12 protein-coding genes are annotated in these 12,142 nt (G+C 41.3%); all 12 read left to right on the plus strand.

Annotated features, from left to right (window positions below; translation table 11 throughout):
- Nucleotides 1–11 precede the first annotated feature (11 nt).
- The 12 genes from DS891_RS14490 (at nt 12) to DS891_RS14545 (ending at nt 12,123) form a co-directional block, all read left to right on the plus strand.
- Nucleotides 12–2,066 (plus strand): peptidase domain-containing ABC transporter, encoded by a 2,055-nt coding sequence (locus tag DS891_RS14490; protein WP_217448653.1) that lies wholly within the window; start codon nt 12–14, stop codon nt 2,064–2,066.
- Between the two features lie 8 nt (nt 2,067–2,074).
- Complete coding sequence (locus DS891_RS14495) at nt 2,075–2,344, plus strand: ATP-binding cassette domain-containing protein (RefSeq protein WP_174170144.1); 270 nt, start codon at nt 2,075–2,077, stop codon at nt 2,342–2,344.
- A 165-nt stretch (nt 2,345–2,509) separates the two neighbouring features.
- Nucleotides 2,510–3,697, plus strand: a complete 1,188-nt coding sequence (locus tag DS891_RS14500; RefSeq protein ID WP_174170145.1) for a hypothetical protein — start codon at nt 2,510–2,512, stop codon at nt 3,695–3,697.
- 1 nt (nt 3,698) lies between these two features.
- Nucleotides 3,699–4,766, plus strand: a complete 1,068-nt coding sequence (locus DS891_RS14505) for a sensor histidine kinase (protein WP_010607019.1) — start codon at nt 3,699–3,701, stop codon at nt 4,764–4,766.
- Complete coding sequence (locus DS891_RS14510) at nt 4,735–5,523, plus strand: LytTR family DNA-binding domain-containing protein (RefSeq protein ID WP_010607018.1); 789 nt, start codon at nt 4,735–4,737, stop codon at nt 5,521–5,523. Before DS891_RS14505 ends, DS891_RS14510 begins: the two co-directional genes overlap by 32 nt.
- A gap of 261 nt (nt 5,524–5,784) precedes the next feature.
- On the plus strand, nt 5,785–6,369 hold the full coding sequence (locus DS891_RS14515; protein ID WP_010607017.1) for a hypothetical protein: 585 nt from the start codon (nt 5,785–5,787) through the stop codon (nt 6,367–6,369).
- Nucleotides 6,370–6,385: 16 nt separating this feature from the next.
- Nucleotides 6,386–7,081 (plus strand): ABC transporter ATP-binding protein, encoded by a 696-nt coding sequence (locus tag DS891_RS14520; protein ID WP_174170146.1) that lies wholly within the window; start codon nt 6,386–6,388, stop codon nt 7,079–7,081.
- On the plus strand, nt 7,081–8,295 hold the full coding sequence (locus tag DS891_RS14525) for an ABC transporter permease (RefSeq protein ID WP_010607015.1): 1,215 nt from the start codon (nt 7,081–7,083) through the stop codon (nt 8,293–8,295). The genes DS891_RS14520 and DS891_RS14525 overlap by 1 nt, the downstream gene beginning before the upstream one ends.
- On the plus strand, nt 8,288–9,049 hold the full coding sequence (locus tag DS891_RS14530; RefSeq protein ID WP_010607014.1) for an outer membrane lipoprotein-sorting protein: 762 nt from the start codon (nt 8,288–8,290) through the stop codon (nt 9,047–9,049). The genes DS891_RS14525 and DS891_RS14530 overlap by 8 nt, the downstream gene beginning before the upstream one ends.
- A 9-nt stretch (nt 9,050–9,058) precedes the next feature.
- On the plus strand, nt 9,059–9,814 hold the full coding sequence (locus DS891_RS14535; RefSeq protein ID WP_174170147.1) for a 4'-phosphopantetheinyl transferase superfamily protein: 756 nt from the start codon (nt 9,059–9,061) through the stop codon (nt 9,812–9,814).
- Between the two features lie 108 nt (nt 9,815–9,922).
- Nucleotides 9,923–10,717 carry a class II aldolase/adducin family protein gene (locus tag DS891_RS14540; protein WP_174170148.1) on the plus strand — a complete coding sequence of 265 codons (795 nt, stop codon included), beginning with the start codon at nt 9,923–9,925 and terminating at the stop codon, nt 10,715–10,717.
- 1,100 nt (nt 10,718–11,817) lie between these two features.
- The gene (locus DS891_RS14545; protein WP_174170149.1) at nt 11,818–12,123 is read left to right on the plus strand and encodes a hypothetical protein; all 306 of its coding nucleotides are present in this window, start codon (nt 11,818–11,820) and stop codon (nt 12,121–12,123) included.
- The last annotated feature ends 19 nt before the right edge of the window (nt 12,124–12,142 follow it).

Below are 12,142 nucleotides of genomic sequence, written 5' to 3' on the forward strand. Positions count from 1 at the left end.
AAAGGGTTGATATGGAAATGGAACACGAAGGCGCGGCCAGCAAGTTAGAGTTTTGGTCACGGAAATCTTTACCTGTGATCATTCAATCGGAGGCTGCTGAGTGTGGTCTTGCGAGCCTTGCTATGGTTGCTGGATATCACGGTTACCATACTGACTTAACGCGTCTGAGACAGCGCTTTAGTATTTCAATCGAGGGTTGTACGCTGCTCGATATTATGCACTTTGCTGAAAAACTTCATTTAACCTCAAGACCACTTCGGATTGAACTTGAAGATCTTGATGCACTGCAAACTCCGGCTATTTTACATTGGAACATGAATCACTTTGTGGTACTGAAAAAGGCCAACGAAAAACGTATTGTGATCCATGATCCAGCCAGTGGTGAAAAAACCTATACGATGGAAGAGGCTTCTAAACACTTTACAGGAGTGGCACTGGAGCTGACTCCAACAAAGGAGTTCGAAAAGAAAGAGCAAAAAGCGAGTCTTAGATTTGCTGACTTCTGGAGCCGTATCACTGGCTTAAAACGTTCGTTACTGCTTATTTTTATGCTTTCTATTTTGCTGCAAGTGTTTACGCTTGCTGCACCATATTATATCCAATTGGTGATAGACGATGTCATACTAACCGGGGATACCTCATTACTTACTGTGCTTGCGGTTGGATTCTTTTTAGTACTATTGTTTGAGATAGCCACCAATGCACTGCGGGGCTTTACGTTACTGCATTTTGGCAATCAAATGAATATTCAGTTGGGAGCTAATCTCTTTCACCATTTAGTACGTCTACCCATTACCTATTTTGAAAAGCGCCATATGGGGGATGTTGTTTCACGGTTTGGTTCTCTTCAGCAAGTAAAGCAGCTACTTACAACAGGAGTAATCGAAGCCATCATTGACGGTTTAATGGCGATAATCACTCTAGCGATGATCTTCTTCTATAGCCCCATGCTATCTGCCGTCGTAGTTATCGCCGTTATTGCTTACGCGATTATCCGAATTGCTATGTATAAACCATTTCGCAATATCAGTGAGCAGGAAATTATGGCGCGCGCTGAAGAAAACTCCAACTTTATGGAAACGGTACGCGGAATTCAGACGATTAAATTGTTTGGTTCAGAGGTTAAGCGAGAAGGGCAGTGGCAAAATCGTTACGCTAGTGCGATTAACCACAATATCCGGTTGGGCAATTTTAAAATTGGTTATGACGCGATTAACCGAGCACTGTTTGGTGTTGAGAATATCATCGTCGTTTATTTAGCTGCACATCTCGTTATTGCTGGTGGATTTAGCACAGGGATGCTGTTTGCTTTTATGTCTTACAAGCGTCAATTTATGGATAAAACCGCTAACCTAATCGAGAAACTCATAGAGTTTAAAATGCTGGGCTTACATTTTGACCGCATTGCCGATATTGCTTTAACAGACAAAGAAGAGTTGCAACCTGATCAATATCGTAAACTGAATATTGAAGGCAAAATAGAGGTGAAGAATGTTTCCTTTGCGTATTCTGATGCAACACCAAATGTTATTGAAAAACTAAACTTAACAATCAATGCGGGTGAGTCAGTAGCAATCACAGGGCCTTCCGGTTGTGGTAAGTCGACGTTACTTAAGTTAATGCTGGGGCTAAATAAACCATCCAGTGGTGACGTTTTGGTGGATGGCATATCTCTTAGCCAAGTTGGTGCAAGACAGTATCGTCAGCAGATAGCTGCGGTGATGCAAGACGATGAGCTCCTATCCGGTACTGTGGCTGATAATATTGCCTTTTTTGATTCACCAATCAATATGGAAAAAGTGGTGCATTGTGCTCAATTAGCAGCTATCCATGATGATATTAGCGATATGCCAATGGGCTATGACAGCCTGATTGGTGATATGGGGTCGAGCTTATCCGGCGGTCAAAAGCAGCGGATCATCTTGGCGCGTGCTCTATATAAAGACCCTAAGATTCTGTTTATGGATGAAGCAACAAGCCACCTTGATACGGGGCTGGAAGAAGATATCAATGAAGCGGTATCGCGGTTGAAAATTACCCGTGTGATCATTGCTATGACAGCCTGATTGGTGATATGGGGTCGAGCTTATCCGGCGGTCAAAAGCAGCGGATCATCTTGGCGCGTGCTCTATATAAAGACCCTAAGATTCTGTTTATGGATGAAGCAACAAGCCACCTTGATACGGGGCTGGAAGAAGATATCAATGAAGCGGTATCGCGGTTGAAAATTACCCGTGTGATCATTGCGCACCGTAAAGAAACTATCGCCTCGGCTGACAGAGAAATTAAGCTCAAAAAGCCAGAAAAGATGGACTCGGAAATGGAAACGTCTGCGTCGGAATAGGCCGTGAGAGAAAGCTGGTACCAAGCTTGCTCCCGTTTTCTGAAGCTTAGTGTTCTTCAACCGTTTATCACGCTAGTTCACCATTTATCTGAGCATTCTTCCGTTTGTCGTTTGGTCTCCAATTGATGGTAGCAAGCCGTATGCTACTCACATCTGGAGGGCATAATGCAAAAACGAATCAACCACTATTTATTATCAACCATTCTCACCTTGTTAAGTTACTCAGCGAATGCAACGGTTGAGTTTGATACAACTTTGCGAATGAACATACAAGATCTTAGTGCCAGTAACGGTCAAATCTTTGATGAGAAAGACACGACTTCCTGGTTTACTGCTCTCGATGTTAGTTCAGAGTTTAATGGGATTAGAGTTGCGGCCACTGCAAACTGGATGAAAATAGCAGGGGGGTCTGAGCTCAATGTTGAAGTTTCTGAGGCTTACTACGATTTCACGTTAGGTGATTGGTTTGCGTCAGTCGGCAAGAAAAAATTGGATTGGGATGTTGGCTATGGTTTTCGGCCTCTAGACATGTTTTCTCCTACTGATTCTCTTGCAGTTTATACTGCTGTGCCACCTGGTGCGTGGATGGTAGTGGGAGACTATTTCACCGAAACTGGTAGCGTAAGCCTTGTGTGTAACGAAACTACTCCAGATTATCTAGAAAAAGGGGTGAAAGTGGCAGCAAGCGCTGGCTGTGGCGGGCGCTATTATCGATACTTCGAGAGTTTTGAAGCTCAGGCCGTTGCACATTATGATGAAAAGTTAGGCGTGAGAGTTGGCGGTAGTGCTGTTACTGTTATTGGGGATAGCATGGAAATTCATAGCTCATTACTTTGGCAGCAAAGGCATAGAATGCCGATTTTTGACCCGCGCATATTGCAATCAGACAGCTTTATTCCTTCAGTTCAAACACAATGGCAGCGTGGTAGTCTTCAAGCCCTGATGGGTATCAATTACAGTTTTCGTTTTGGGATGACTCTGATTGCTGAGTATTGGTACGATGGTCGCTCACCGAGTAATACGCAGTGGCGTGACTTAATTAGGGCTGCAGATGGTAATATAGAAAGTCATCAGTTACACGTAATGCGAGGGCATTTTGCGACCCAAAATTTGTTCAGAGATAACTTGCTGCTGCACCTGAGGACGTCATCGACAACTTGGCAACCTACATTAACTTGGGTTGTAAACCCTAGTGATAACAGTATGTTGATTGATGGTAAGCTATGCTATAGTGGCTTCAAAAATAGCCCACTATGTGGTGGTATTAGGCAGTATGTGGGTGGTAATGAATCCATCTATGAGCAGCTTAGCTTTGACAAGACATGGTACTTTTCTACGGAACTAAAATTTTAATATGGGTCAAACAGTGGACTCACCGTTTAGTGGTGATAATTGGAAGAAAAATGTTCAGTTGGCATTTGTATGTACACTAATCGGAATTACGATTTACGCAATAGGGTGGGCTAAGTACTCGGTAATCTCGGTGCTGATATCACTCGGGGTTGGTTTTACAATCCGATTATCAAGATTTTGGTTGGCTACAAATTACTCAAGCATGAAGTTGGCTACACAATATGCAGCCGCACTGATTTTATCATTTTTAGTCTGGGGCTTAACACCTATTCTATTAAGTGTACTAAAGAGCTCTGGTGGTTATGTTGATGACCTGCAGCAGTACTTAGGGATTTTTGTTGTTGGTGGTTTCATTATGGTTGTGGTTAGTTTCATTTACTATCGCAGTGAACAAACCGCGCAATTAAGACGCTCTCTATATCAGTTCGAACTAGATCAAGTACAAAAAGATAAGCTATTACTAGAAACCCAGCTTAGATTACTTCAATCTCAGATTGAGCCGCATTTTCTTTTTAACACACTTGCGAATATCCAAGCGTTGATTGCGGTTGACGCGAAGCAAGCGAGCAAAATGCTTTCAGCATTAACTGCTTTGTTGAGGCAGAGCCTTGACCGGACTCGTACGGAGTGGCTGACACTTGGGCATGAACTCAGATTTAATAAAGCTTACTTGGCCATACAAAAAATTAGACTAGGCGAACGTCTCCATATTGAGTACGATGTCACTGATAAAATCACAGATGACATTTTGTTTCCGCCGATGTTGTTACAACCGATCATGGAAAATGCAGTAACACACGGTATAGAGCAGATTAAATCAGGTGGTATGCTGAAGCTAATAATAAAGCGTGCCGAGCAGAATGTGATTATTATTGTGTCGAACGATTGCAATATCGGGGGCAGTAAAAGAAAGGGCACGAATGTTGGCCTGAAAAATGTGCAACAACGAATGGAACAGCTTTACGGGGACCAAGCAAAACTGGTTTATGACGATAGCCAAGCGGGACAGGTTTGCGTAACTTTGGAGGTACCTATTAATGTCTCAACTCATAAAAGCAGTGATCGCTGACGATGAGCCTATTTTAAGAGCTCATTTGAAAATGATGCTGAAAGAAGCGTGGCCAGAGCTGAATATTGTCGGTCAAGCTGCTGATGGTGAAGAAGCATTAACACTCGTTGGTGCTTTTTCACCTCAAGTTGTGTTTTTGGACATTAACATGCCTGGCATAGATGGATTAGAGGTCTCGCGGCAACTGTGCGAACAGGTACAGCCACCGTATGTCGTTTTTATTACGGCTTATGATGAGCACGCGGTGGTGGCTTTTGAAAACCAAGCCATTGATTATCTGTTAAAGCCCATCGAAGAGTCTCGCTTAGAACGGACTGTCGAGCGTCTACAAAAACTATTAAGTCAACAATCTCCCTATTTAAATCAAAAAGCTCAGCTCAGTGAGATTTTTGAAGAGTTGCTAGAATCCACTCAGTCAGCCGCGATAGGCAGTTACCTAAAATGGATCAAGGTCAACAAAAATAATGAACTCCATGTTGTTAATACCTCGGATATTGAGTATTTCATTGCTGATAATAAATACACAGAAGTTCACACTGCAACAGACACTTATTTGATCAAAACAGCAATTACAGCGCTGGAAAATGCGCTAAATCCAGAAATGTTTTGGCGTATTCATCGAAATTGTATTGTTAAAGTTGAAAATATTCAAAAAGTTACTAAAGATGAACTCGGTCATGTTTACGTAGATTTAAAAGATAGCAGCGAAAGGTTAGTAGTCAGCCGAAAGTATCAATCACTTTTTAAGCAGATGTAATATCCCTTCAGGCGCTAAGAACTAAGATTTTTAGTATCTCGTATCTACACATGTGCTCCACTAATGGCTCTATTATAAAGACAACAAGTTAACTCATTCCTTGTTCACACCTTAGGTTAATTCAACGCTTAAACCACACGTCACTTTATCTTTGATATTTACCGTTTATCCCACTTAAGCGCAGGTTATCACCTCGTTTACCACTGAATGTTTGATTTTCTTATGATGCTTACATTAACAGAAAAATGAAGGGTAATAGTGATGACAAGCAAATCAATCATAACAATCGCAATAACAGCAATGGGCTTATTAAGCTTAAATGTCGAAGCTGAAAATATCATACCTGAGCAGGTAATCGAAGCCTACCAAGCGGGGCTACAAGGCTCGAAAGAACAAAATCAATTCGCTTTTAATGCACTAAAAGAAATTAACGAAAAAGCACCAAATCCAGTTGTTCTGGCGATGCTAGGTAGCACAGAGACAACACAAGCTCGTTATACCAACAAGCCATGGCAGAAAATGCAATATGCTGAAAAGGGGATGGCGAAATTGTCCAAAGCAATCAAGCAGGTTAAGTCTTTACCTTATTCATTGCAGGCACGAGTCAATGTAACTGCTGGTTGCACTTTTGCTCAGGTTCCAAAAATGATGAATCGCGCAGAGCATGGAAGTTACTTACTGAACAAAGTAATCAGTGAAAGTGAGCAGTTTAAACAGTTAGAGCCTGCTTTACAGGTTAGTGCGTACCGTTGTGCAGCAGCTGCAGCTGAGAAGTTGGATGATGCTGAGCAAGCAAAATTGATGGCGGAGCTGGCACAAAAGCTCCTGTTAGCTAGCACCAAATAACAATGAGGACGCTTCTATGCTGCGTTTTGAAAACATTCGAAAATCTTATACGACATGTGATGTAACTGTCGATGCACTTAAGGGGGTTTCTGCGCATATTCATGCTGGCGAAACCGTTTCTTTGTGCGGCCCGTCTGGTAGTGGCAAATCTACGCTACTCAATATCTGTGGATTACTTGATGAGCAGTATCAAGGAGATATATGGATTAATGATCATCCTATACCGAAGAAAAAAAGCTTGCTGACGCAGATTCGAAGAGAAAAGCTGGGCTTTATTTTTCAGCGCTACAACTTAATTCCTGTGATGTCAGTGTTCGAGAACATTGAATATCCGTTGTTGATGTTAAACCTTAATAAACAGCAAAGAATGGATAGGGTTGTCGAAATTGTTCATAAAGTTGGCTTGAAAGATCATATATCTAAACGTCCTGACCAGCTTTCTGGTGGTCAACAACAACGTGTCGCAATCGCACGAGCACTGGTGAAAAAGCCACAGTTAGTGATAGCTGACGAACCCACTGCTAATTTGGACACACCAACTGCAAACATGGTGATGGATCTAATGCGTGATCTAGGTAATGACATGGGCACGACATTTATCGTTGCTACTCATGATCACCGGATGACGGATCGCTGCCATCGAGTATTAAACCTTGCTGATGGGCACATCACAGAACAGTTGCAACAAGTAGACAACAGGAGAGCAGGGTAATGCGTTGGGTTGTATTTGCATTTTTTAACGTACTAAGAAACGGACGACGTTCACTGTTCACAATTTTGGTTGCTGCGGTAGCGGTGGCCGCTATTTTAACCACCAGTGGATTTGCGCTGTTTACTTACCAATCTTTGGCTGAGAAAGCAGCAAGAGATGAAGGTAACTTTATTATCACCCATAAAAAATTGCTGGAAGAAGAAGATATGCCGTTGCAGTACGGTTTGTCAGACACTGAGTTACTGCAAAATCAACTATTAGAAGATGAAAGGGTAAAGAATGTTCTACCTAGAATCAATTTTAATGGCCTGGTTTCAAATGGTGAAAAAAGTTCTATTTTCATTGGGTTGGGTGTTGAACCAGAAGAGTTCATGGTTAAAGGACCATTCTTAACCATGGTATCTGGTCAGGCTTTATCGAGTTTTAGTGACCTAGAAGCCGAGTCGCAAATTGTGCTAGGTAAAGACTTAGCTCGGAGTTTAAAAGTGGCTGTTGGTGATTATGTGACGCTAATGTCGACGACCACGGATGGCGCGTTAAATGCCTTAGACTTTCAAGTTCGAGGGATTTATACAACAGGTGTGCCGGACTTAGATAAGCGCCAGCTATACATTAAACTTAGTGACGCCCAATCTTTACTCTACACCGATAAGGTTAGCTCGCTTTCTGTTTACTTATTTGACTTGGATAATACTCGAAGTACTGTCGCGCAATACGAGCCAAGAGATCCATCTTTGGCCTTTGTCCCTTGGTGGGAAAGAGCTTTTTACTATCAATCAGTTAAAGATTTATATAACCGAATCTTTGGCCTATTGGGTGGAATTATGGTGTTACTGGTGTTCTTTTCCATCTCAAACACAATGGCGATGACTGTGACTGAGCGCACTAGGGAAATAGGGACGGTAGCAGCAATGGGATCTTACCAATGGGAAATCATCAGGAACTTCATTCTTGAGTCCAGCATCATTGGTTTCTTAGGCGCAACAATCGGCATTGCTATCTCGACCATTGTTGCTTGGGGTCTCGTTTATCTGGGGTTAGAAATGCCACCACCACCAGGAAGTAACCAAGGGTATCCACTTACTATTACGTTTTCATGGGAAATTGCGTTGAGTGTAATGTTAATAATGATTTTAGTTTGTGTATTAGCGGCATTCAAAGCGGCATACAAAGGTAGCGCGAAACCAATAACGGAGGCATTGAACCATGTTTAATAAACTTACCAAAACTTTACTACCTGCAGCGATATTAGCGTTTGCTTCATTTAGTGTTGGTGCTTCACAGCTTACTAAAGCAGATGCACAAGCTACATTATTAAAAGTAGATGCATTTAGAAGTGAGTCAGCGTCAGTGAAGGTGTCTGCCACCGTAAAAGCTTTTGATGACGATATCCTTAAGCATACAAAACAATACGATGTGTATTCATCGTCATCAAAACGTGCGTTGGTGGTTTTTAAATCTGACTCTGAAAAGGGCCAAAAGGTACTGATGAAAGGAAGCGACTACTGGATGTTTATGCCCAAAAGTCGCCGCCCAATTCGAATCACCCCGATGCAAAAACTGCTTGGTGAAGCATCATTAGGTGATATTGCAACTTTGAGTTGGAGTGAAGAGTATCAAGTTAAAAGCGTTGCACAAGTTGAAGGTGTTATTAAGCTTGAACTACAGGCTAATTCAACCAAACTAAGCTATCAAAATATCCTACTGGAAATTGATCAAAAAGATTATTTTCCTAAAAAAGCAGAACTTTATTTGCGCTCAGGTAAACATGCCAAAACGGCATTTTTTGAACGTGGGATCCGCGATGACAAAGTCAAAGTTGTAGCAATGACTTTACAAGACAAAGTGCAGAAAGGACAAAAAACCGTTATTGCATATGATGAAGTACAACAGATTGAAGTACCAGATAAATTATTTAATCCACAGATACTCATCCGTAGCGATTTAGACCTGTTACTTACCGAATAGGAGCAGGGTGTGGAACTGTCGTTAAAGAAAAACCAAATTGATATATGGCAGACATCTGTCAGCCTATTTCAAAGTAACAATGCGATTGACGAGTTAACCGGATTGCTGACTGACGAGGATATTGCACACATTGAACTGATACGGAGATATTCTGAAAAGCAAGTAAAGATTGTGTCGAGAGCTTTTTTACGTGCTGTGCTAGCTAAGTATACTGGACAGTCTCCTAAGTCAATTCAATTTGCAAGAGGGTTACATGGTAAACCCAAATTGGCAAATGCAGATATGCAGTTTGAATTTAACCTTTCCCATAGCGATGATTTATTGGCCTGTGCCGTGAGTCTAGATCAACCTGTTGGGATTGATGTCGAGCGGATCAGGTACAAGCGAAACCTAAAGCATCTAGGCAAGTCGGTATTTTCGCCTTCTGAGCAATGTGAGTTTGAACAGTTATCGGAGCAGCACCAAGAGTTATACTTTTTTGATCGCTGGACATTAAAAGAGTCGTTGATTAAAGCGACAGGCAAAGGCTTAACGACCAAATTAAGCAAAGTATCATTTGGTAAACGTGATGCAATTGCCAGCTTCAGTGTCAGTGGTCAGCAGTTGGTGGAAGTATCAGGGGAGTATGGTAGCTGGTTGTGGCCTATTTCAACAGAGCATCGTCTTGCGGTTACTATGCTCGCTCGAGCGAGCATAGCAGAACCTGTGACTTTTAGAAGTTTTAACTTTTTGCCCAAGCGTGTCGCTGCGTCTGCAGCGGCGTAGACATAAAGTAATTTTATTATAAAAGCCCGCGTATGTTACCTAGGTTCAAGCGACATTTGGCGCCAAACTCAAAGTTAGGTGTACACACGCAGAAGAAATGGAGTATATATGAAGGTAATTAGTGATAGCGCTTTAGTTATGAACTCAACTGAAAAAGTCGCGTCGTTCAAGTATGATACCTCCGTTGAGAGTATTAGAACTGACAGAAAGGAAAAACTGGCGGGGGCATTTCGCTTATTTGGTAAATATGGGTTCGATGAGGGAGTTGCGGGACACATTACCGTTCGTGATCCGAAATACCTTGATCACTTCTGGGTAAACCCGTTAGGAAAAAGTTTTAATCAAATTCAGGTTTCTGATTTGTTACTGGTGAATCATCAAGGCAAAGTTGTGGAAGGGGAAGGATTACTCAATGGCGCGGCGTTTACGATTCACGCGCATATACATCAAGCACGCAAGGATGTCGTCGCTGCTGCTCATGCCCACTCTACTTACGGTAAAGCTTTTTCTTGCCTCGGAAGGGAATTACTACCAACTACTCAAGACGCATGTGCATTTTTCAATGACCATAGTCTCTTAAAGCAGTTTGGAGGAGTAGTTCTTGATAAATCGGAGGGGGAATTAATTGTACAGGCTTTGGGACGAAATAAAGCCATAATCTTGCAAAACCATGGCTTGCTGACTGTTGGGCGAAGTGTCGAGTCAGCGTGTTGGTGGTATATAGCAATGGAGCGTGCTTGCCAAACTCAGCTGTTAGTTGAAGCGATAGGAAAACCTAAGTTAATTCCAGACCATGTGGCGAAAGAAACTCATAAACACATAGGGCGTGAGCGTACTGGTTGGTTTAACTTCCTTTCACTTTATGAGCACATAGTTAAAGAGCAAGCCGACTTATTGAGATAGGCCAATAATTGGTTTCTCTCGTTTTGATTGCATGTTTTGTGGTGCCCAACCAGGGATGAGAGCATCAAATCCGTTGCAGATAGGGGAATTCGTCGATTGACTTTATGGTTTACACTTTTGATAGCAGCTTGGTATTACCCCAAACACTTTTATGGTAAAAAATAGCTTATCGTTGGCTACAACGTTTCGCAGTTTTGAATCATTTGTTGCTTAAAAATTCTAATTTGCACACTAACCAGCTTAGCTATGTGGTCTATTTTTCGGTGAGGAAATTTTAGCGATATCACAGCTATTGCATAAGGTATCTACATCTTTTCATGCAAGGCAAAAATTTCGTTACTTAGCTGTTCTAAATCAAGAGCTTTTAGCATCGTTAGCGTCAAGTATTGGCGCTAACAGCGTTGAGTTCACTTTCTTTATATCACACTATTGATGCGTAAATTCGTTTTGTTATCCCTAAAACACTCTAGCTAGATCTAGGCTAGGGATTATTTAAGGTGTATTTCAAAACATGAGTTAGCTCATTCTTTATCTAAACTTCAGGTTGGTTTCGTAATGGCTGTTGTTACATAGCATGGTACTTTCAGTATTTGCTCTGTAACAACAGCTTAACTGATCTTATTAAACGTAAGTTGTGAAAATTAGTAGAGATAAAAGTTAGCTTCTATTTCATTGGAAATTCAAAAACCACCATGAATATCTGAAATGGGTTTGTACAGATCTAAGGATGTCAGAAATTACTTGTTTTTGATGGCTGTAAAATTATTTCGATCTCTGAAAGCAGCTCATAAAAGTGCTCTCCTTCCATCAATTTCACATGGTTACCTTTACTTGCAAAGTCAAAGTGATGGTATTGAGCTAGAAATCATACCGTGTAACTCAAAATACCCAATAAGAACCTGCTGAATTTCTGAGTGAATATTTATAACTTATTGTTTTTGATGCTTAATTAAATTGGAAGATTTATGAAAGCTTTCCCAAAAGACTTTTGTGCTCAAGTTATCAAAAATGGCTCCATCGACAGCGAGGCGGGAAAATATTAACTCACCTTGTTCAACAAAATTTATGAATTACAAATTTTAAATAAGGATGCATGGGCTATGTTTTTCACGAAAGTAACTACCAGATTAAAGAGCACACTTCTTATCAGCGCAACAGTAATGTCGTTGGCTCCTCAAGCAAACCAAACATCATTAACTAAAGAGCAAATCTTGAACGAGCAACTTCGTGAGCAAAATATGGCCATGGAATATAAAGCACAGCTTCAAGAAGACCTCTCAAAATATGAAACTCAAGAATCATGTAATCCTCATCCAAGATGCAAGATAAGACCAGCTACATCAGTGGAAGATAGCGTTGGCAACAACTACGACTTAAACCGAATTCTCAATAATCGTAATAACTAATAACGATAAATAATCAAAG

The sequence above is a fragment of the Pseudoalteromonas sp. JC28 genome (genome assembly GCF_013319255.1).
Classification (GTDB): Bacteria; Pseudomonadota; Gammaproteobacteria; order Enterobacterales; family Alteromonadaceae; genus Pseudoalteromonas.